This is a genomic window from Microcystis sp. LE19-41.2A (assembly GCF_027530405.1).
GTDB lineage: Bacteria > Cyanobacteriota > Cyanobacteriia > Cyanobacteriales > Microcystaceae > Microcystis > Microcystis aeruginosa.
Map to the genome: position 1 here is coordinate 1 of NZ_JAPZQJ010000099.1, position 20,388 is coordinate 20,388.

15 protein-coding genes and 4 pseudogenes are annotated in these 20,388 nt (G+C 43.3%); 13 read left to right on the forward strand and 6 right to left on the reverse strand.

Going from position 1 to position 20,388, the window contains the following annotated elements; translation table 11 throughout:
* Positions 1–462: 462 nt before the first annotated feature.
* Entirely contained in the window at positions 463–849 is a 387-nt protein-coding gene (locus O9290_RS04150) for an AbrB family transcriptional regulator (RefSeq protein ID WP_002759727.1), read from the reverse strand.
* Positions 850–1,381: 532 nt separating this feature from the next.
* On the opposite strand from O9290_RS04150, the gene O9290_RS04155 reads away from it, so the two are divergent.
* The 3 genes from O9290_RS04155 (at position 1,382) to O9290_RS04165 (ending at position 5,182) form a co-directional block, all read left to right on the forward strand.
* Complete coding sequence (locus O9290_RS04155) at positions 1,382–2,368, forward strand: succinate dehydrogenase/fumarate reductase iron-sulfur subunit (protein ID WP_002759728.1); 987 nt, start codon at positions 1,382–1,384, stop codon at positions 2,366–2,368.
* Positions 2,369–2,428: 60 nt separating this feature from the next.
* The gene (locus O9290_RS04160; protein WP_002759729.1) at positions 2,429–3,430 is read left to right on the forward strand and encodes a CsgG/HfaB family protein; all 1,002 of its coding nucleotides are present in this window, start codon (positions 2,429–2,431) and stop codon (positions 3,428–3,430) included.
* A gap of 789 nt (positions 3,431–4,219) precedes the next feature.
* Positions 4,220–5,182 carry a protochlorophyllide reductase gene (locus O9290_RS04165; RefSeq protein WP_002759735.1) on the forward strand — a complete coding sequence of 321 codons (963 nt, stop codon included), beginning with the start codon at positions 4,220–4,222 and terminating at the stop codon, positions 5,180–5,182.
* Positions 5,183–5,508: 326 nt separating this feature from the next.
* Here the strand turns inward: O9290_RS04165 and gltS are convergent, their stop codons facing one another.
* Together gltS and dnaK are read right to left on the reverse strand one after the other, a co-directional pair.
* Positions 5,509–6,717 carry a sodium/glutamate symporter gene (gltS, locus tag O9290_RS04170; protein ID WP_288056350.1) on the reverse strand — a complete coding sequence of 403 codons (1,209 nt, stop codon included), beginning with the start codon at positions 6,715–6,717 and terminating at the stop codon, positions 5,509–5,511.
* Between the two features lie 138 nt (positions 6,718–6,855).
* Positions 6,856–8,760 (reverse strand): molecular chaperone DnaK, encoded by a 1,905-nt coding sequence (dnaK, locus tag O9290_RS04175; protein ID WP_288056351.1) that lies wholly within the window; start codon positions 8,758–8,760, stop codon positions 6,856–6,858.
* Positions 8,761–9,120: 360 nt separating this feature from the next.
* Here dnaK and O9290_RS04180 point away from each other — a divergent pair, with 360 nt between their 5' ends.
* The gene (locus tag O9290_RS04180; RefSeq protein ID WP_288056353.1) at positions 9,121–10,302 is read left to right on the forward strand and encodes an RtcB family protein; all 1,182 of its coding nucleotides are present in this window, start codon (positions 9,121–9,123) and stop codon (positions 10,300–10,302) included.
* 81 nt (positions 10,303–10,383) lie between these two features.
* A complete protein-coding gene (locus tag O9290_RS04185; protein ID WP_288056355.1) occupies positions 10,384–10,995 on the forward strand; it encodes a 4Fe-4S single cluster domain-containing protein in 612 nt (203 codons plus the stop codon).
* Between the two features lie 141 nt (positions 10,996–11,136).
* On the opposite strand, the pseudogene O9290_RS04190 reads toward O9290_RS04185, so the two are convergent.
* The 3 pseudogenes from O9290_RS04190 to O9290_RS04200 all read right to left on the reverse strand — a co-directional run.
* Positions 11,137–11,373 (reverse strand): annotated as a pseudogene (locus tag O9290_RS04190) (YebC/PmpR family DNA-binding transcriptional regulator); the annotation flags it as partial.
* A gap of 6 nt (positions 11,374–11,379) precedes the next feature.
* A pseudogene (locus O9290_RS04195) lies at positions 11,380–12,666 on the reverse strand (RNA-guided endonuclease InsQ/TnpB family protein).
* 162 nt (positions 12,667–12,828) lie between these two features.
* A pseudogene (locus O9290_RS04200) lies at positions 12,829–13,368 on the reverse strand (YebC/PmpR family DNA-binding transcriptional regulator); the annotation flags it as partial.
* A gap of 237 nt (positions 13,369–13,605) precedes the next feature.
* On the opposite strand from O9290_RS04200, the gene O9290_RS04205 reads away from it, so the two are divergent.
* The 8 genes and pseudogenes from O9290_RS04205 (at position 13,606) to O9290_RS04240 (ending at position 19,982) form a co-directional block, all read left to right on the forward strand.
* Positions 13,606–14,091: a pentapeptide repeat-containing protein gene (locus O9290_RS04205; protein ID WP_043999109.1), complete on the forward strand. Its 486-nt coding sequence runs from the start codon at positions 13,606–13,608 to the stop codon at positions 14,089–14,091.
* Between the two features lie 171 nt (positions 14,092–14,262).
* Positions 14,263–16,194: a transglycosylase domain-containing protein gene (locus O9290_RS04210; protein WP_002759753.1), complete on the forward strand. Its 1,932-nt coding sequence runs from the start codon at positions 14,263–14,265 to the stop codon at positions 16,192–16,194.
* Positions 16,195–16,309: 115 nt separating this feature from the next.
* Positions 16,310–16,555, forward strand: a complete 246-nt coding sequence (locus tag O9290_RS04215) for a YlcI/YnfO family protein (RefSeq protein ID WP_287730079.1) — start codon at positions 16,310–16,312, stop codon at positions 16,553–16,555.
* A gap of 119 nt (positions 16,556–16,674) precedes the next feature.
* Positions 16,675–17,007, forward strand: coding sequence for a hypothetical protein (locus O9290_RS04220; protein WP_288058033.1), 333 nt, complete (start codon positions 16,675–16,677; stop codon positions 17,005–17,007).
* 238 nt (positions 17,008–17,245) lie between these two features.
* The gene (locus O9290_RS04225; RefSeq protein WP_002759758.1) at positions 17,246–17,785 is read left to right on the forward strand and encodes a hypothetical protein; all 540 of its coding nucleotides are present in this window, start codon (positions 17,246–17,248) and stop codon (positions 17,783–17,785) included.
* A gap of 8 nt (positions 17,786–17,793) precedes the next feature.
* A complete protein-coding gene (locus O9290_RS04230; RefSeq protein ID WP_288056796.1) occupies positions 17,794–18,603 on the forward strand; it encodes a DNA adenine methylase in 810 nt (269 codons plus the stop codon).
* 143 nt (positions 18,604–18,746) lie between these two features.
* Positions 18,747–19,190: pseudogene (locus O9290_RS04235) on the forward strand (transposase family protein); the annotation flags it as partial.
* A gap of 216 nt (positions 19,191–19,406) precedes the next feature.
* Positions 19,407–19,982: a Uma2 family endonuclease gene (locus tag O9290_RS04240; protein ID WP_288056798.1), complete on the forward strand. Its 576-nt coding sequence runs from the start codon at positions 19,407–19,409 to the stop codon at positions 19,980–19,982.
* Positions 19,983–20,388: the final 406 nt, after the last annotated feature.

Below are 20,388 nucleotides of genomic sequence, written 5' to 3' on the forward strand. Positions count from 1 at the left end.
TACCAAGCGATGTACTACAAGAAGGATAATGCAAGGTTTTTGAACGTCCCAATCCTATTTTCGCAGCATGAACATCGGACTTTAACAGGTCAAAAGCTTTATTTTAAAAGGGTTTTACCATTATTCAGCAAACCCTAAATAGAAATAATCTCCTGTCTCGGAGTCTCCTGTCTCGGAGTCTCCTGTCTCGGAGTCTCCTGATGGCTAAAACAACAAACCCTCCAGGGACAGAATAACTGTGGAACTTTGCCCTGATAAAGCCTAGCTCCAACAAAAATCCATCCCTAGGGGGTTGCGAAAAAGAAGAAAAAGTGCTTAAGGAAAACCCCTCAAGTTGATGAAAGAGGCGGTCAGGGGTTAGAATTAGGGATAAGAATCTATATTGTCTTTTTGGTCGGTCCTGTCAAAATTAGCCCTTTTGACTGCCGATTTTTTTTTCCTTATCCCTACTCCGTAACCTATTTAAGCTTCTACCGGTTCTTCTGATTCCGTTTGTTTGAGGTGGATGTGCTTGTAGCCAAGTTTGATTTCAAACTCATCGCCAGGCTGCAAGTTCATTTGTTCGGTATAGGTGGAACCGATGACGATTTGACCATTTTTATGGACACTAACCCGGAAAGTGGGTTCGCGGCCGCGGCCATCTTTAGTGCCTTCGGGATCAAGAGGAACCCCTTTTGCACCCAAAACAGCATCGTAAAAGTCGGTTAAATTGACCCGAACCTGACCATCTTTACTTTGAGAGTAGTAACCACAACGTTTTGCCGTTTCGCGACGGGGTAAGTGGGATAACTCTTTGACTTTTTGAAGTAGAGCTTTCCCGGTTAGGGGAGTAGGAGAGACATCACTCATGGTACTTTTTAATGTTCCTTGATTTTTGACTGACTGTCAATTAAGTTTACACTGACAAATTGATCATACCAAAAATCTCGCCAAAAATGTCTAGAGGGGAATAATAAATTTTTTAAAACTGATGGTTCGGTGATGACAATCGTGGTAAGAAGACCCCGGACTAGGTAGTAAGTGTAAACCTTGTGGGGGAGGGGAAATTTTTGGTCAAGACTCTGGCAATTTTTGGTCGGGTGGGAGGAAAACAGGGGGGAGAAAGTAAGGCCATAAAACCGATAAAGCTATACCTAGCAAGGAATTGAGCAACTATAATTGTGGTTGGAGTTGGCAAAAAACTAATGACCCAGAGCAGCAAATCCGGGGTGATTAAACTGTTTTCGAGCGACTTCCCCATCTATCATTAGGCCTAGATACCCACCCCTTGGCTCAACCGACCGGGGAAAATCTTAAGGATTAATTACCATTACTAGCTCCCCTTTGGCCCGTTAACATCGATTATCCTGAGTATTAGGAGTCCCTCATCCCCGTGCCGAGTATGGAAGTTTCTTTTAAAATTCTGCGTCAACGACCCAACGACACCCCCTACCTAGAAAATTTTACCCTAGAGGTGGAGGCGGGAAATACAATTCTCGACTGCCTTAATCGCATCAAATGGGAACTTGATGGAACTTTGGCCTTTCGTAAAAATTGCCGCAATACAATTTGTGGCAGCTGTGCGATGAAAATTAACGGTCGTTCGGCCTTGGCTTGTCAACAAAATATCGCCAGTGAATTAAACCATTGTAGCCAAAAAGATGCCGGAGAAATTCCCGAAATCACGATCGCCCCTCTGGGTAATTTACCGATTATCCGGGATTTAATTGTCAATATGCAACCGTTTTGGGACGATTTAGAAAAAGTTGAACCTTATATTAGTAGTCAAGCACGTAGCATTCCCGAACGAGAATTTCTGCAAACTCCAGAAGAAAGAGCCAATCTCAATCAGATGGGTAACTGCATTATGTGCGGGGCCTGTTATTCGGAATGTAACGCCAAGCAAGTCAATCCTGATTTTGTCGGGCCCCACGCTTTAGCAAAAGCGCAGCGCACTCTAGCAGATTCCCGCGATGGTAATCAAGAAGGTCGCCTAGAACTTTATAACCAAGGCACCGCAGGGGTTTGGGGTTGTACCCGTTGCTATTTCTGTAATGCGGTTTGTCCTATGGAAGTGGCTCCTATGGATCAGATCGGTAAAATTAAACAGGAAATACTCGCTCGCAAGTCGGCCGATAGTAGTCGTCCCATTCGTCACCGGAAAGTTTTAGTGGAATTAGTCAAAGCAGGGGGATGGGTGGATGAACGCAAATTCGGCCTCTATGTGCTGGGCAATTATTGGCGCGATTTACAGGGTTTATTAAGTATTGCCCCCTTGGGATTGCGGATGATTGCTAAGGGTAAATTTCCCACTTCCTTTGAAGCTTCCGAGGGAACCGAGGAAGTGAGAGGTTTAATTACTGCCATTCAAAATTCTCCCTCTCGATAGTTAGAGCAATTTTCAGATGTATTATGAGCTATATTCTATTTGACTGGAGAACTCATTATCATGTTCGATCGAGATAGTATCCGTGGTTTTTCTGCCCTAATCACCCTTGTGGGAGTCGCTTCTAGTTTGGGTTTTAGCTTTAACGCACCGGCTTTCTCCCAAGCTATCTCTAACAATTTACCATTACTCTTAGCCCAAAAAAGCGAAAAGGTGCGAGTAGCGGTTTTAGACTTCGATTATAGCGGTCTCAGTAATCCCCAGTGGTTAACATTTCTCAATGGTGGAGCCAGTGGTGTCAGTGATATTCTCGTCAATAAATTGGTGGAAAGTGGTCGCTATACAGTCATTGAGCGCAGTCGCATTGATGCCGTCCTTAGAGAACAGAATTTGGGGGCTTCGGGACGGGTAGATGCCGCTACCGCTGCTCAAATCGGGCAAATTTTGGGGGTAGATGTGGTGATTATCGGTTCGATTACCCAATTCGATTTACAAAAAAAACAATCCGGTGGCTCGTTTATTATTTTTAGCACTGCCAAGACAGAAACCGATGCTTTTGTCAAGTTGAATGTCCGGGCAATTAATACCACCACGGCCGAAATTATTACCACCGCTCAGGGAGATGGTACTGCCAATCAATCCGATGGTTCAACCGTGGTTTTAGGCGTTGGGGGTGGTTCCCAAACTTCCAATGAAGGGAAATTACTCAGTATTGCCACCGATAAGGCAGTGGCGCGGGTGGTGGATAATCTCAATGATAAAGCCGACCAAATCGCCGCTACACCTCGCTCGCTCCCGACTGTCACCGCTTTAGTGGCTGCCGTGGCGGGAAATCAGGTAATTCTCAATAAAGGTACGGGAGAAGGTTATCGTGTCGGTTTACGCATTTCCATCGAACGGACGACTCAAACGGTCAAGGATCCGCAAACGGGTAAGGTTATCCGTCAGATTACTCAACCGATTGGCACTCTCGAAATTGTCGAAGCTGATGGTCAATCTAGCGTCGGTCGCATCATTACCGGTAATGGTTTTAAAGTCGGTGATTTAGCTAAACCCATTCGTTAGTTATGAATTATGAATTGGGGAAGTGGGGAAGTGGGGAGATCGGTAAACTTAAATCTGATAACTGATCACTGATAACTGATAACTGATTACTGATAAGTGAACACTCACGAAAATTTGAAGTTATTTGACACTCCCGTCGCACTAAGCGCTTCGGGATTCTTAGTTCAACGAGTCCACTTAAATTAGATGCCTTGCGTTATCCAACCCAGAGGTGGTTCTCACGCTTGCGCGTTACTTTTCGTATGCCCTACGATAGTCCCCCTTGCCCCCCCCGACGTCGGGGGGGGGCAAGGGGGGGGTACAAAGTTTGCTTGAATTGAAACGTTAGCTTCAAATACTGCTTTGTCTATTTCCTGTAAAGATTTTACATCACGAGCAGGGGGAAACTAGAACTATTGAGTAGAACCCCATATCTTTAATTGTCAAGGTGCAGATAGCGTAGTGGTTAGACTACATGGGTTTTTAAAGCGGTTGATTACCCTATCCGCTCTACTTACATGGTAGCTATTTGGCCTGAGTAGGTCAAGACCCTTACAAGAAGAACTTATTCGAGATTTTGTCAGGAGACTGGACGCTTATTTTTAATCGTGCTTCGTGTCACTGAGCCTTTACGTTGAGCCTTTACATTGAGCCTGTCGAAATGTGTCGAAGTGCTGTTTTATATTGGCGCTTGGTTTCATCCCGTCGCTTTTCGGGAGGGGATGAAACCCCGACATTTGAGATAAAATTTATAATCGGAATCCCTTGGATATTCCCTAGACCAGAGCGATTAACGAAAACTATCAAAAAATGGTACAAGATCAAAAACCCACGGTGATCATTACTGGGACAACTTCTGGAGTCGGTCTCTACGCCGCTAAATCCCTTGCTCAAAGAGGTTGGTTTGTGGTTATGGCCTGTCGGGATATCCCGAAAATGGAACAGGCTGCCAAGGAATTGAACATTCCCCGGGATAACTACTGTATGGAATTTATCGACCTCGGTTCCCTCGATAGCGTCCGGCGCTTCGTTAAAAATTTCCGGGCCTTGGGCAGACCCCTAACCGCTTTAGTCTGCAATGCCGCTATCTATCTGCCTTTGCTCAAAGAACCCTTAAGAAGTCCCGACGGTTATGAATTGAGCATGGCCACCAATCATTTAGGTCATTTCCTGTTGTCGAATTTGCTCTTGGAAGATCTAAAAAATTCTCCCTCTCCCGACCGCCGTTTAGTCATTCTCGGCACTGTCACCCATAATCCCGATGAATTAGGCGGTAAAATTCCTCCTCGTCCCGATTTGGGCGATTTGGACGGGTTTGCCAAGGGTTTCAAAGAGCCGATTACTATGGCCGACGGCAAAAAATTTGAATCGGTCAAAGCCTACAAAGATAGTAAGGTGTGTAATGTTCTCACCATGCGGGAACTGCACAAACGCTATCACCAATCGACCGGAATCACTTTTACTTCCCTCTATCCGGGTTGTGTGGCCGATACACCCCTTTTCCGCAACCATTACCCCTTTTTCCAGCAGTTTTTCCCCTGGTTCCAGAAAAATATCACCGGTGGCTATGTTTCCCAAGAATTAGCCGGGGAAAGAGTCGCTATGGTGGTGGCTGACCCCGAATACCGTCAATCCGGTGCTTACTGGAGTTGGGGCAATCGTCAGAAAAAAGAGGGTAAATCCTTTGTTCAAAGGGTTTCTCCTCAAGCTCGCGACGATGAAAGAGGGGCAAAAATGTGGGAATACAGCGCTAAATTAGTCGGATTAGCCTAATTTCTGATTTTGAGCCTGAAAAGGGACACAAGGTAACTTGTGTCCTGCCGAAGCGGGGAGCGCCGGAGCAGCAAGAAACAATCCATAACTGGGTTTTTAAAGTTCGATTATAGCGGTTCTCGCATCTGTGCGGCACACTTAAACCTTTGCTGATTAAGCTGTTCAGGATCGGGAATGTACCTCTTGTGAATCAGAAACGCTATAGCAGTTAATCATATTATTAAAAACGGATTTGGTATTATTCCCATTTTACTGCAAGCTTTGGCCAATCTTGACGGACAAGATTAGTCAACTTTCCTCAAAAATTACTTGATCGATAAAAATTTTTAAGTCAGAAAATTCAAAAATTGCTGGATGATAAAAGCATTAGACAAATCGATAAAAAATGCCCCCACCAAAGGAACAATAATAAATGCCTGGGGAGAAGCCCCAAAATTTTCCGTTACCGCTGTCATATTGGCGATAGCTGTGGGAGTTGCCCCTAGAGTTAAACCCAAATAACCGGCGCAAACTACTGAAGCATGATAGTTTTTTCCCATTACGGGAAAGACCAGTAAAACAGTATAAATAATACTGAGTGAGAACTGCACTAATAACAGGATAGCAATCGGTCCGGCCAAATCGATCAATGTCCATAATTGTAAACTCATCAAGGACATAGATAGGAATAAACCGAGACTAACATCAGAAATTAAGGCTAAAGAGGGCGTATTAGCGGGCCAAGGAAAGCGTTTCAACACCAAAGGTACGGTATTAGTCAGGATAATTCCTGCCAATAAACAGGGGACAAAATCCGGTAATTTTAAACCAAGGGGAGTTGCCCAGTAGTTAATCTGATTACCTAAACCGATAGTTAAACCAATCACTAAGATTGAATGGAGCATTGTATTGTAATCGATATTGACATTCCTCTGGCTTTGTTTAATTCCCACCGTTAAATCTTGGTCTTGATTATTGGCTCGCAGTCGATTTCTCGTAATTAACCATTTAGCCACCGGTCCGCCAATAATTCCCCCTAAAACTAGCCCAAAAGTAGCACTAGCTACACCGATTTCTGATGCTTTGGCGATGCCATAATTATCACGAAAAATAGAAGCCCAAGCAATGGCAGTCCCGTGACCGCCACTCAAAGAAACGGAACCAGCAATCAAACCGATGGGTAAATCTAATCCCATCACTTTTGCCACTCCTAACCCGGCTAAATTTTGTAGAATGAGATAAACCACGGCGGTTATTAATAAAATTAGCAAGGGTTTACCCCCTTGCAGCAGGGTTTTTAGTTTTGAGGACAGTCCGATAGTAGTAAAAAAAACGATTAACAGGGCATCCCGAACATTAAGGGTAAATTCAATTTGCCATTTAAAAACAGCAAAAAATAGACCGAAAAATAAGGAAGCCAAGACACCACCAGCAACGGCATCAGGAATGTTATAATCTTGTAGAAATTTGATATTTTTGGTTAAATACTTACCGAGATAGAGGACTAGAATAGCCATAATAATTGTCTGGCGTTGGCTAAATTGGTAAATTTCCATTTTCTTAATCTTAGTCCTCCAAGATGGTTCACTTAAGTTTAGTCCTAATTTTCGGTGACAGCCTTATCTTTAAGAAAGCCGCAAGGAAAAAAGGACACAAGCTACCTTGTGTCCTTGCCGAAGCTATGAACTTAATTTTTATTTAGCGTCGGAGAATTCCGCATCGATGACATCATCGCCACCACCAGCACCACCAGAGGGGCCATTGTTATCATTGCCACCGGTGGGATTGCTAGGGGGCGCTTGCTGATACATACTGCTACCGATCGCGTAGAGGGCTTGTTGTAATTCCGGTAGGATGGTTTTGATCTTACTATCATCGTCTTGAGCGATCGCTTCTTCCAGGTCTTTAATCAACCCTTGGGCTTTATTTTTCTCAGATGGAGGAACCTTATCGCCTAACTCTTCCAACTGCTTCTCAGCTTGATAAACCAGGGAATCAGCTTGATTTTTGCGTTCAATGCGTTCGCGACGTTCCTTATCGACCGAGGCGTTCGATTCTGCCTCATTAACCATGCGTTCCACTTCATTTTGGGGCAAGGTAGAAGCGCCGGTGATGCTGATCGATTGTTCTTTTCCTGTACCTTTATCCTTAGCGGTGACATTGAGAATACCGTTAGCATCGATGTCGAAAACCACTTCGATTTGAGGCACACCACGAGGAGCGGGAGGGATGCCATCGAGTCGGAAAGTTCCCAAACTCTTGTTATCTTTGGCCATTTCCCGTTCCCCTTGCAGGACGTGGATTTCCACGTTAGTTTGTCCATCCACTGCCGTGGAGAAAACTTCCGATTTTTTGGTGGGAATAGTGGTGTTGCGGGGAATAATCCGCGTCATCACACCGCCGAGGGTTTCCACACCCAAAGACAAGGGCGAAACATCAAGCAGAAGAATATCTTTGACTTCACCGGCGAGAACACCACCTTGAATAGCGGCGCCGACGGCTACCACTTCATCGGGGTTAACGCTTTGGTTAGGATCTTTGCCCAGAACTTTTTTAACTAATTCTTGAACGGCGGGAATCCGGGTTGAACCACCGACGAGAACCACTTCATCGAGGGCAGATTTATCGATTTTGGCATCACGGATGGCATTTTCGACGGGAATGCGACAGCGATCGATTAAATCGGCGCAAATTTCCTCAAATTTAGCTCTGGTTAAAGTGGTATCTAGGTGTTTTGGTCCTTCGGCGGTAGCGGTGATGAAGGGCAGGTTAATTTCCGCTTGGGTAACGCTAGAAAGTTCAATTTTGGCTTTTTCTGCCGCTTCTGTGAGACGTTGCAGGGCTTGTTTATCTTGACGGAGATCTATTCCTTCAACTTTTTTGAATTCTCCGGCTAAATAATCGACGATTTTTTTATCGAAGTCATCACCACCGAGATGAGTATCTCCAGAGGTAGCGAGAACTTCAAAGACACCATCACCCACTTCTAGAACCGATACGTCAAAGGTTCCCCCACCCAAGTCAAAAACGAGAATAGTTTCGTTAGCTTTTTTGTCTAATCCGTAGGCAAGAGAGGCGGCAGTGGGTTCGTTGATAATGCGGAGAACTTCAACCCCAGCAATTCTCCCGGCATCTTTGGTGGCTTGACGTTGGGAGTCATTAAAATAAGCGGGTACGGTGATGACTGCTTGGGTAACGGTTTCGCCGAGGTATTTACTGGCATCTTCCACCAGTTTCCGCAGTACCTGGGCGGAAATTTCTTCGGGGGAGAATTGTTTGCCCTGGGCGGGACAGTCTAATTTAACGTTGCCGTTGCCGTCTTGGAGAGTTTTGTAGGATACTTCTGTGGCTTCGTTGGTAACTTCGTTGAATTTCCTGCCGATGAAGCGTTTGACGGAATAAAAGGTATTTTGCGGGTTCATTACCGCTTGACGTTTGGCGATTTGTCCTACTAGGCGGTCGCCATTTTTGGCGTAGGCGACGACTGAGGGCGTGGTTCTAAATCCTTCGGCGTTGGCGATAACGGTGGGTTTACCCCCTTCCATAACCGCGACGCAGGAGTTAGTCGTCCCTAAGTCAATTCCAACTACTTTTCCCATAATCTTTGTGCTGCTCCGATACAACTATAGTGACTTCTAGAATCGGAACTGTACTCGGTTTTTAGGCGATACCCACCCCTATCAGTTCCTTTGTTATCTCTATAGTGCAAAATAACCCCGCTTTCTCGATAGTGTAGGTATCCGAACCTTTTTGGTAGTATTACAGTAGTCAGTAAACCTCCGGTGAAAGTTAACAATTGTCGTGGGGGCAGTCTGAACGACTAATTTAGATAGTCAACAGCTTATCCTCTGGCGCTAAAACACGATCGCCGATCACAATTTATCTAATTCATCGCAGAATCTCAATTGCCTTATTGTCTTGGTTGTATCCGCTTTTTATCTGATTATTTCATAAAAAATATGACTTACGAAACTCTGGAACTTTCCACACCGACACCGATTTTATCTTGGGCAGGCCATGAATTAGGACCCCAAGAAACCCAAATGGCTAAAAATGTCGCTTCCCTACCTTTTGTTTATAAACACATTTCTTTAATGCCCGATGTTCACTTGGGTAAAGGCGCTTTAGTCGGTTCGGTGATTGCCACCAAAGATGCCGTAATTCCTGCCGCCGTCGGAGTCGATATCGGTTGCGGCATGGCTGCCCTAAAAATGCCTTTTACTGGCGAACAATTGCAGGGAAAACTTAAAAAAATTCGCCTCGATGTGGAGGCGAATATTCCCGTCGGTTTTGCTGAAAATAAGGAAGTGGATAGGGATGTAACTAAATGGCCAAAATGGGCGGAATTTAAACAGATTCATCGAGGGGTACAAAACCTAGAGAAAAAAGCCCTTAAACAAATGGGTTCTCTGGGGGGTGGTAATCACTTTATCGAAATTTGTTTAGATACAGATAATCAAGTTTGGTTAATGCTCCATTCCGGTTCTAGAGGTATTGGTAATCAACTGGCCCAATGTCATATTGATACTGCCAAAGAGTTAGCCAAACTAGCAGAAGGTAAATTACCCGACCTCGATCTGGCCTACTTTGTCGCCGGTACAGAAGAATTTACCGCCTACTGGCACGATCTACAATGGGCCCAGGAATATGCCCGTTATAATCGGGAAATTATGATGGCTAGATTTAAACGGATTGTTGAAAAACATCTAGCGGGAGGCAAACCAACTAAACCCCTCTTAGTGGTTAATTGTCATCACAATTATGCCGAACAAGAAATTCATTTTGGGGAGGAAGTTTATGTCACCCGCAAAGGAGCCGTCCGCGCCAGAGAAACCGATTATGGTATTATCCCCGGTTCCATGGGAGCGCAATCTTATATTGTTAAAGGTAAAGGAGAACATAATAGCTTCTGTTCCTGTTCCCACGGGGCCGGGCGCTTGATGTCGAGAAATCTGGCTAAAAAAACCTTTACTCTTGATGATTTAATCGCCCAAACCGAAGGGGTTGAATGCCGCAAAGATGAGGGCGTTATTGATGAGATTCCGGGGGCCTATAAACCGATCCAACAGGTGATGAATCAACAGGCGGATCTAGTGGAAATTGTCGCCACTCTCAAGCAGGTGATGTGTGTCAAAGGTTAACAAATCATGGCAACAGTGATCGATTTTTGTCGTTTTTTCCCTAGCATGAAAAAGATAGGAATCGATCGAGGATTATAAGCGATGAGTCTGACTATTGCTGCCCAATTAGCACAAATTCCCGCCCATCATCTCAATATCATGGGATATGTGGATGAATCCGCCGTTAACGGCCCCGGCTGTCGGGCGGTGGTCTGGGTACAGGGTTGTTCTCGCGAGTGTCGGGGTTGTTTTAATCAAGCTTCCTGGCCCTTTAAGATCAATCAATTAATTACCGTTGAGTCTCTAGCAGCCAAAATTTTGGCTAATCCCCGCAATAGTGGCCTAACTTTCTCCGGAGGTGAACCTTTTTGGCAAGCAAAAGCCTTGACAGAATTAGCTAAATATGTTAAGGAAAAAGGCTTAAATGTGATGTCCTTCACGGGATTTACGATCGAACAATTGCGCTCAACCCAAGCACCGCCCCACTCTCAAGAATTATTGGCCCAGTTAGATATTTTGGTGGATGGGGCCTATGTGGAATCCCTCGCTATTCATTCCCCCGATTCTCCCGTTTCTTCTAGCAATCAACGGATTCACGTCCTCAATCCCGCTCTGGAAGATCAGATTAATTGGGCATCGGATCAAGTGGAAATTCATATTCTCAAAGACGGAACCCGAATTTTTACGGGATTTTGGGGACAGATTATTTCTTGATTGGGCCCAGAATCAGTGATCAGTAAACAGTAATCAGTGATCAGTGATCAGTAATCAAGATTATCCAACTACTTACTCTCACTTCATACCGCTCACTGAGAACTCAAATCTGATCAGTGATCACTGCCTAGTAATTTAGGATCACAGATCCACTAACATCAATTCCTCGACTAAATCAAAATTAGCCGTTACCGATTGCACATCATCGAGGGATTCTAGGGTGTCGATTAACTTCAATAAAAAACAGGCCTGGTCTCGATCGCTCACTTCTAGGGTATTAGTGGGAATCCAGCGTAATTCTGCTTCTTTGACCTTAAATCCCGCTTCTTGCAGAACCTTATTCAATCTCTCCAGGTTAGACACCTCATTGACATACTCCCACCGTCAAGCTACGCTGTGACGGGGGATTCTTTCCACATCGCTGTTAGAAATTCCTTGTTCAACGAGACAGCTTAGATTCTCAATGTCTCCACTGAAAATCCAGAGACCGGACTCTCCCAAGGCGTTTGGGTCGGTTTCTGTTTGCCCAACAGTACCGTTGAGATGATTTCCCAAATATTGTAACCCTTTTTTAAGAATATTTATTGCTGCATTATGATCCCTATCCAAGACTGTTTGACAATTGGGGCATTGATGAGTTCTAGTGCTTAATGTTTTTTGAACTCTCGTCCCACAAACTGAACAATCTTGGCTAGTAAAATGGGGAGGGACAGCAACACAAACGATCCGATAAATCTTGGCAAAAAATTCAAACCATTCAGTGAATTGATACCAAGAAGCATCAGAAATCGACTTAGACAGCTTATGGTTTTTGACTAAGTTTCTTACCTTTAAAGCCTCATAGACTACCAAATCATTAGACTGGACTAACGCCAAAGCGTCTTTAATTGCTTTGTCTTTACGTTGTCTTGACACTTTAAGATGAAGCCTAGCTACTTTTATCCGTTGCTTGTGATAGTTTTTAGACTGTTTCTTTCCTTTGCGAAATCGTTTTGATAATCTCCTTTGTGCTTTTTTCAGTCGTTTTTCTGACTTTCTTAAATAACGGGGATTCTCTACGGTATTGCCTTGAGCGTCGGTATAAAACTCTTTTAACCCTAAGTCAATTCCTGTTATTTGTCCCGTTGGTTTATGGTATTCTTGCCGTTCTACGTCAATCAAAAACTGGCAATAATAACCGTCAGCACGTCTAATAACTCTTACCCGTCTAATCTGTTGTTCTGAATAATAAACTAAGGTCTTTTGACTACACCATCAATCAAATTCTCCTGCTTTAAAACCATCAGTAAATCTGATTTTACGTCGATCATCTGATAGTTTGTAGCCCGTTAGTTTATACTCAACCGAACGACTATGCTTTTTGAACCGAGGAAACCCCTTTTTACCTGGTATCTTGGCATGACAATTATGATAAAATCGACTAATTGATTGCCAGGCTCTATCAGCAGCCGATTGACGAGCTTGAGAGTTTAATTTATTAACATAAGGTGTCTCTTTATTGTCTGCTAGTACAGCACAAAGCTTTTGAAGATCATTGCGGGTTGTCCCTTGATTGTCCATCCAATAACGAACACAAGAGTTACGCACAAACTGAGATGTCCTAATTGCTTCATCTAGTCTTTGGTATTGTTCTGGTGTCCCGTTTTTTAACTTGGCTTCTACGACTAGCATTGATTAATCCTCGACCCTGGATAAATTAAGTATAACACAGTTTACCTACAAATGGTAGAATTAAAATCGTGCTTCGCAGTTAATATCTTGGTCGGATTTCATCCCCCGCAAAGGTTGATGTCTTGTCGAAAAATTTAGCGGGGGCATTCATCCGACATTTTAGGTAAAAACTTCTGCCCCTTCACCTTCCTCCTCACTGTCAAAAAACTCGTAGGATTGGGCCTGGCCCTCTAGGGAAGCTTCTAAAAGCTGATCCTCATCAATAGTTCCCTCAAGACGAATTACCCCCTTATGGTCAAACATCCAGCCCACACAGCCCGTTTCACCTAAATTACCGCCATTTTTGCTAAAAGCCACCCGCAGATCTGCGGCCGTGCGATTGCGATTATCGGTCAGTGCTTCGATCAGGATCGCCACACCCCCGGGACCATAACCCTCGTAGCGAATTTGCTCAAAAGCCGAGTCATTTTCCCAAGTTCCCGCCCCTTTAGCGATCGCTCTTTCGATATTGTCATTGGGAATACCGGCCACCTTGGCTTTTTCGATCGCCGTGCGTAGCTGAAAATTGCCCGCAGGATCCGGAACACCGTTACGGGTAGCCACGATAAGGGCCCGGGATAACTGGGTGAAAGTTTGCCCTTTTTTGGCGTCAACCCGGGCTTTTTGTCGTTTAATATTTGCCCATTTACTATGACCAGCCATATCTATCTAAGATATCCAACATCAAAAATCTAGCAGATCGATCGCTCTTGGTAAATCCGGGGATAATTGTCAATTCAACCAGTGCAAGGTAATGAGGTGATTTTCGGGGATGATCATAAATCCTGTTTAGAAGCTATAGGGGAGCGGGTAGTTCGAGCATTTGTACTAAAATTACCGATAGGCGGTTTAAATGCAGTACAGCTTATTATAGAAAAGGTTGATCAATCAGGGGGCAATATGGCGCAATTTTCTCGCAAAACTCTACTAACCTTGTTTGCTAGTATATTAGTATTATTATTATCCTTGGCTCCGGCCCAAGCCCTAAGTTATAATAACCGTAATTTGACCGATAACGACTTTGCGGGGCAGGATTTGCGCGATTCCACCTTCGATCACTCCAATCTGCGCGGTAGTAACTTCAGTCATGCCAATCTGGAAGGGGTACGCTTTTTTTCGGCCAACTTGGAGGGGGCCGACTTTAGCGATGCCAATATGAGAAACGTGGATTTAGAATCGGCCCGTTTAACCAGAGCCAACTTTACCAATGCCGTTCTCGAAGGAGCTTTTGCCACTAACATTTTAATCAAGGGTGCAATTATCGACGGGGCCGATTTTACCGATGCAATTATTCGCTCCGATGTGGAAAAATATCTTTGTGAGATAGCCACAGGAACTAACCCCATAACTGGCAGAAATACCCGCGATACCCTGTTTTGTCCCTGATATGTAACTATGCTGCTCCTAATCCCCCTGCCATGGCCGATCGAAACTAGAGCCAGATCGGCCATAATTGCTGTAAGCTAGTATTCGATTTTTTAACAAAACCTTTACAATAGACTTTCAAGCCAGTTTAATCGATCAGTCCCCTCTTGGAAAAAGGAAATTGTAACCATCGTGTCCACCAGTACCCTCGGCAATCAAGACAAAGAGCAGAAACCTAGTAGTGACTCGGATAGCTTTTTCCAAGGAGTCTCCAGAGTCGCAGGGGGAACCGCTCTCGGCCTGTTGATGGTATCCACGGCCGTGGTGACGGGGGCTGTGGTAGGATTAGCGATTAGTTACCGCAATCTACCCGATGTGAGGATTTTACGGGGTTACGTCCCCACGGAAACCAGTTATATCTACGATGTTAAAGGCAGACCCCTGACCAGCTTACACGGAGAAGCGAATCGGGAAGTGGTGGAACTCGATCAAATATCTCCCAATCTGAAACGCGCCGTGATGGCGATCGAAGATAGCCATTTTTATCACCATCGTGGTATTAATCCTAATAGTATCGGCCGGGCAGTAGTGGCTAACTGGAAAAGTGGCGGTGTGGTGGAAGGTGCATCTACCATCACCATGCAGTTAGTCAAAAATATTTTTCTCTCCCATCAGCGCACCGTTAGCCGTAAATTAGCCGAGGCGGTCCTGGCAGTACGAGTGGAACAGGTTTTTAGCAAAAATGACATTCTGGAAATGTACCTCAATAATATCTATTGGGGTCATAATAATTACGGAGTGCAAACCGCTGCTAAAAGTTATTTTAATAAACCCGCTGCCCAGTTAAATTTAGCAGAATCGGCGATGATGGCCGGATTAATCCAAGCGCCGGAAGTTTATAGTCCTTTTAATAATTATAAAACCGCCAAGGAAAGACAGGCATTGGTTCTCAGTCGGATGCGTACCTTAGGTTGGATCACCCCCGCACAGGAAGAGGCCGCTTTAAAGGAACCGCTGAAACTGGGTAAACCTACCGCTTGGCAAGAAAGTAAATTACCCTACGTTACCGATGCAGTGGTGGCAGAATTGCGGCAAAAATTTGGCAAGGAAACCCTAACTAAAGGGGGAATGCGGATTCAAACCACGATCGATCTCGACTTCCAAAACATGGCCGAGTCTACCATCCAACGGGCCTATAATAGCTTGCGTGGTCGCGGTATTCGTACCAAAGACCTACAAATTTCTCTAGTCGCAGTGGATCCCCGCACCCATTTCGTCAAGGCGCTCGTCGGTGGCGTTGATTACAATAAAAGTCAATTAAACCGCGCCATCCAATCCCGTCGTCAACCGGGGTCAGCTTTTAAACCTTTCGTCTATTATACTGCCTTCGCTAGTGGTCGTTTTACCCCCGAAACGGTGATTAATGATGCTCCCGTACGTTTTCGCGAGGCCGGCGGCTTCTATAGCCCAAAAAACTACGGTGGCGGCTTTTCTGGTCCGGTTTCCCTGCGTAGCGCTCTGATGCAGTCTCTGAATATTCCCGCAGTTGTTCTCGGTCGTCGCGTCGGGATAAATAAAGTCATTGAAGTCTGTCGTCTGTTGGGTTTCGAGAGTCCTTTAATTGCCGTCACCTCTTTACCTTTGGGATCCGTGGATGTGACTCCTCTGGAAATGGCGGGGGCCTACGCTACTTTTGCCAGTAATGGCTGGCATTCTAAGCCTACCTTTATCATGCGTGTTACTGATAGCCGTGGTAACGTCATGCTCGATAATACACCCAAACCGAAGCTAGTTTTAGACCCCTGGGCCACCGCTTCTCTCAATTCTGTCCTACAGGGAGTTATTCAGGGAGGAACAGCCACCTCGGCCCAAATCGGTCGTCCAGCAGCGGGAAAAACCGGTACTACCGATAACGAGAAAAATGTCTGGTTTGTTGGTTATGTTCCCCAATTAGCCACGGCAGTATGGATTGGAGATGACCAAAATCGCACTTTAGGTAAAGGTATCACTGGTGGCGGTTTTGCCGCTCCCATTTGGCGTGATTTTATGGCACAAGCACTTAAAAATGAACGAGTAGAATATTTTCCCTCTCCCTCCAAATTCCGCAAACCAACAGTTAAGTAGATGGTTAATCTAATTGGTTTGATCGTAATTTATCGATCGAGTAAAGGTGGCTATGTTAAAAATGAAACCCACGCTTTGAGCCTTTAGGTTTCCTACGATTAATAGGTAAGTTACCATGAGTACCATCCAAGTTCAAATTCCCGACTCATTACAGAAAAGTTTAGATGATCTAGCGGCTCGTGATGGAATTTCGATCGATCAATTTATCTCTACTGCGATCGCTGAGAAACTTTCAGCGTTGATGACAGAAAATTACCTAATAGAAAGGTCCAAAAAGGGAAGTCGAGAAAAGTATCAGGCAATCTTAACAAAAGTTCCCGATGTTGAGTCAGAAGCCTATGACCGGCTGCCGACTGTCTGACATATCACTGCACCAGACTTTGTGCTAGACTTTGACAAGGCGGGTGAGTTCAACCGTTAGGCTGTCTTTTAATCCAATTAGTTTGATCGTAATTTCATAATATGAGCTAAGTCTTGAATTTGACTGGATTTATTAGAGATGTAAAATATACAGCCTGTCTAACAGAATCTTTAGACAGAGTATGTTTGGAACAATTTGATGTTAATGAATCCAGAGCTTATGGAATTATAGAGGCACAAAATACAGAAGTCGCTTATTCCAAGTGGGTTTCCCCTAAGCGAACCAGAAGTTATCCATTTGCCAGAATTTATAACACATATAATGCATCAAAAATATTGACAATAATACCGATTATTAAAGATGAGGGAAGAGATGGAGACTTAGATAAGCTTCAATATTCTACAGTTTCATGGATGAATTTACTCAATATATATAGTTCTTGGATACTATGAAAATGCGGAGAAAAGTCAAAAAACGAAACAGGAAAATAAACACAAACTTACCAAACAAAAGTTTAATAATGAATTTATTAAGAATCAAATAAAAGAAATTTTAAATTACAAGCAAAGTGCTTTACATTGGAATAAAAGTTTATTAGAAGAAAAGTTTACTTCGACTGTTCAACAGGCTCTTAATTCTTATAAAAATATCTCTGACAATACTGGTGTTTTTACTCATTCTCAAGCTAGTATGGGACAATATCTAAAAGCAGTTATGCTTGATTTTGAAGAATTCAAAAATATATCTCTAAAAGGCTCTAAAATGGCAAGTGAAAGGGAATCAGTTACAGTACATAAACATGAATATTTAGTCGATGGAAGGAAAGCAAACTTCTGTATTGAAAACTATTTGGGAGGAACTTATTATCTAGCACCAGACGAAATTTTATATATAAAAGATCAATATTACATTCAGGAGTCTAAAAATTCTACAAGGAAGGGGCTGCCAGATTTAACTGATATACAAGATGGTCTTTTTAAATTAATTCTGTATTCCAATATAGACTCCATTAACTTAAACAATCAATCCATAAATTTTGTGTCAAAGTTAAAACTTACAGGTAAAGGTATTAAAGACAAAATTACTTTACCTTGTCAATTGGAAAATCTAGAAAAATTTCTTGTGTTAAACTCGGATAATCTGAAGGAGAGAGAGCAGGAAATAATTAGAAAGCTTTTAGTTGAAGTTCAAACCAATAAAAAGCTCGAAATCGAGATAGGAGCTAATTAGTAAATAAAATGTCAAAAATTAAAAGTCCCTTGCGTTATCCGGGTGGTAAATCCCGGGCAATTAAGCAAATTCTGCCGCAAATTCCTGTGAATATTAGGGAATATCGAGAACCTTTTTTTGGTGGGGGTTCTGTATTTTTTGCTGTTAAGCAACTCTTTGGACAACAAATAAAAACCTATTGGATTAATGACTTAAATTATGATTTATATTGTTTCTGGCAATGCGCTCAAGAAAATATTGAGTTATTGGTAGCAAAAATAACAGAAATTAAACAGAAATATGATAGCGGACGAGAATTATTTCAAGATTTGACAAGGGAAGATTTAAAGTTAACCGACTTTGAGAAAGCGGTGCGTTTTTTTATCTTAAATCGGATTACTTTTTCGGGAACAGTGGATTCGGGGGGGTATTCCCAAGCAGCTTTTACCAGTAGATTTACTGATTCATCGATAGCCAGATTAACTCAAATTGCGCCGTTATTAGCATCGGTAAAAATTACTAACCAAGACTACGAAGAATTATTATTTGCTGAGGGAAAAGAAGTTTTTATCTTCCTCGATCCCCCCTACTATAGTGCCACAAAATCCCGTTTGTACGGTGTAAGAGGAAATTTACATACCAGCTTCGATCATCAACGTTTTGCCGATAATATGCGTCAATGTCAGGCTAAATGGTTAATTACCTACGATGATTGTCCAGAGATACGAAACCTCTTTAATTTTGCCCATATTATCGAGTGGAATCTTCAGTATGGCATGAATAATTATAAACAAGGACAGGCAGCGGCGGGGAGAGAATTAATGATCAAAAATTATTAGTGCGATGCCGAAGGCACTGAGTAGCAGTAAGCTAATTTTATAGGTTGGGTTGACGACTGTTACCCAACACCCTCGAAAGCAAGAGGCTCTTCTAGGTTCTGTGTGAGCATGGTATAATAGTAATACAGGACAGGAGGTGGGTTATGTGGATAAATTTTGATCAACTCCTCGATTTACCAAATGTAACAGTGGTCAATTATCAAAAAATTGCTCAGACAATTTTCCTAAAGCTCGCTCTTTTAAATGAAACAATTGAATGTCCGAATTGTCATCAAATATTGGACAGAATCAATCAGACAGAGTACAATCTAGTCAGAGATTTATCAATATTAGGCAATCTGGTATATTTAGAAGTACCACGCCGCCAGTTTCATTGTCAAAAGTGCCAGAAATATATTAGCGAAAGATTGAGTTTTATGAGATTAAGACAGCATCATACAATCCGCTATGAATCGATGATTTATGAGAGAGTAAAAAATTCTAGTGTCGAAGAAATAAGTCGAGAAGAAGGGTTAGGATGGGAAGAAGTTGGGTTAATATTTAATCACTTTGCTAAAGAACTAGAAAAGAAAGAGTGGGAAGCGCCATAACCAAGGTGAGAGCATCTGAAAAGCTATTGACAATTGGCCAATTTTGTGATCCCCGTGGGCATTTCCAGTGATACCAGTCAGTCAGAATAGTTAAGAAATCGACCGATTTGATTGAGAGGGCAAATTCTCATCAAATATACCTGAATCGTCGGTAAGCAACCCAGATAAAGTTCATTTATAATAAAGTCACAAAAAAAACCTTTGCTTGAACCGATGACGACTTCCTTGACTGAGAGTCTCACCCTTGAAGATTTCCTCAAATTGCCATATTTGGAGGATTCTCCAGCATGGGAATACTTGCATGGAGTCGCAATTCAGAAACCCATGCCTAAGACTCGACACTCTATCCTGCAAAAACGTCTTTTAGCTGAGGTTGACAGCCATACTGTTGATTATACAGCCTTACCTGAGTTGCGATGTACCTTCGGCGGGCGTTCGCTCGTTCCTGATGTTGCCGTAATTGCATGGAATCGAATTAACCTCAATCAAGCAGGTGAACCAGAGGACGACTTTACCGAAGCACCTGATTGGACTATCGAAATTCTTTCACCTGATCAAAAGGTAAACCGTGTAATTGACAACATTTTACATTGTTTAAAACATGGCAGTAAATTAGGATGGATGCTTGATCCAGATGATTATTCTGTTTTAATGTTTACTCCCCAACAAGAGCCGGAAGTTTGCAGAGGGGATCACCAGCTTAAGGTAATTGCAGGGGTTGAGTTGACACTGACTCCACAACAAATCTTTGCCTGGCTAAAAGTTAGTCAAGCTAGACAGAGTAAGTAGAAGTCGGGGGAGAAGCACGAGGACTAACTTGGTCGTTAGACGGAATTCAATGCTTTTAAGGTTAAGTAAGTGGTTATAATTAAATTGAAGATAGATTTTGTCTTTGATCCCCCCTGCCTCCTTGATGAGGGTGGTATCTGATAATTTTTAACACCTACCTACTTAGGGTTTGCGGCAAAAAGCTTTTCCTGGGGGCAGGGTGTGGCCCCCCCAACCCCCCCGACATCGGGGGGGGGCAGGTGGGGTGTGGGGTTTTACCAGTTTTGAGGTGGTCAACTACCTAATTTTCAGGGAAAAAGTACCTGAATTTTCCCCCGATCCCCGCAATGGCTGGCACTTTTTGAGGGTAAAAAAGTCCAAAAGTCTTATCCAACAAGGTTTTTAGATTTATTCAGCAGACCCTACT

What these genes read in the sequence shown, in the direction of transcription:
- O9290_RS04240 (WP_288056798.1), top strand. Translation starts at nt 19,407, where the DNA reads ATGACGACTTCCTTGACTGAGAGTCTCACCCTTGAAGATTTCCTCAAA.
- O9290_RS04205 (WP_043999109.1), top strand. Translation starts at nt 13,606, where the DNA reads ATGGCGCAATTTTCTCGCAAAACTCTACTAACCTTGTTTGCTAGTATA.
- O9290_RS04150 (WP_002759727.1), bottom strand. Translation starts at nt 849, where the DNA reads ATGAGTGATGTCTCTCCTACTCCCCTAACCGGGAAAGCTCTACTTCAA.
- O9290_RS04185 (WP_288056355.1), top strand. Translation starts at nt 10,384, where the DNA reads ATGAGTCTGACTATTGCTGCCCAATTAGCACAAATTCCCGCCCATCAT.
- O9290_RS04215 (WP_287730079.1), top strand. Translation starts at nt 16,310, where the DNA reads ATGAGTACCATCCAAGTTCAAATTCCCGACTCATTACAGAAAAGTTTA.
- dnaK (WP_288056351.1), bottom strand. Translation starts at nt 8,760, where the DNA reads ATGGGAAAAGTAGTTGGAATTGACTTAGGGACGACTAACTCCTGCGTC.
- O9290_RS04225 (WP_002759758.1), top strand. Translation starts at nt 17,246, where the DNA reads ATGGGACAATATCTAAAAGCAGTTATGCTTGATTTTGAAGAATTCAAA.
- O9290_RS04165 (WP_002759735.1), top strand. Translation starts at nt 4,220, where the DNA reads ATGGTACAAGATCAAAAACCCACGGTGATCATTACTGGGACAACTTCT.
- O9290_RS04160 (WP_002759729.1), top strand. Translation starts at nt 2,429, where the DNA reads ATGTTCGATCGAGATAGTATCCGTGGTTTTTCTGCCCTAATCACCCTT.
- O9290_RS04230 (WP_288056796.1), top strand. Translation starts at nt 17,794, where the DNA reads ATGTCAAAAATTAAAAGTCCCTTGCGTTATCCGGGTGGTAAATCCCGG.
- O9290_RS04155 (WP_002759728.1), top strand. Translation starts at nt 1,382, where the DNA reads ATGGAAGTTTCTTTTAAAATTCTGCGTCAACGACCCAACGACACCCCC.
- O9290_RS04180 (WP_288056353.1), top strand. Translation starts at nt 9,121, where the DNA reads ATGACTTACGAAACTCTGGAACTTTCCACACCGACACCGATTTTATCT.
- gltS (WP_288056350.1), bottom strand. Translation starts at nt 6,717, where the DNA reads ATGGAAATTTACCAATTTAGCCAACGCCAGACAATTATTATGGCTATT.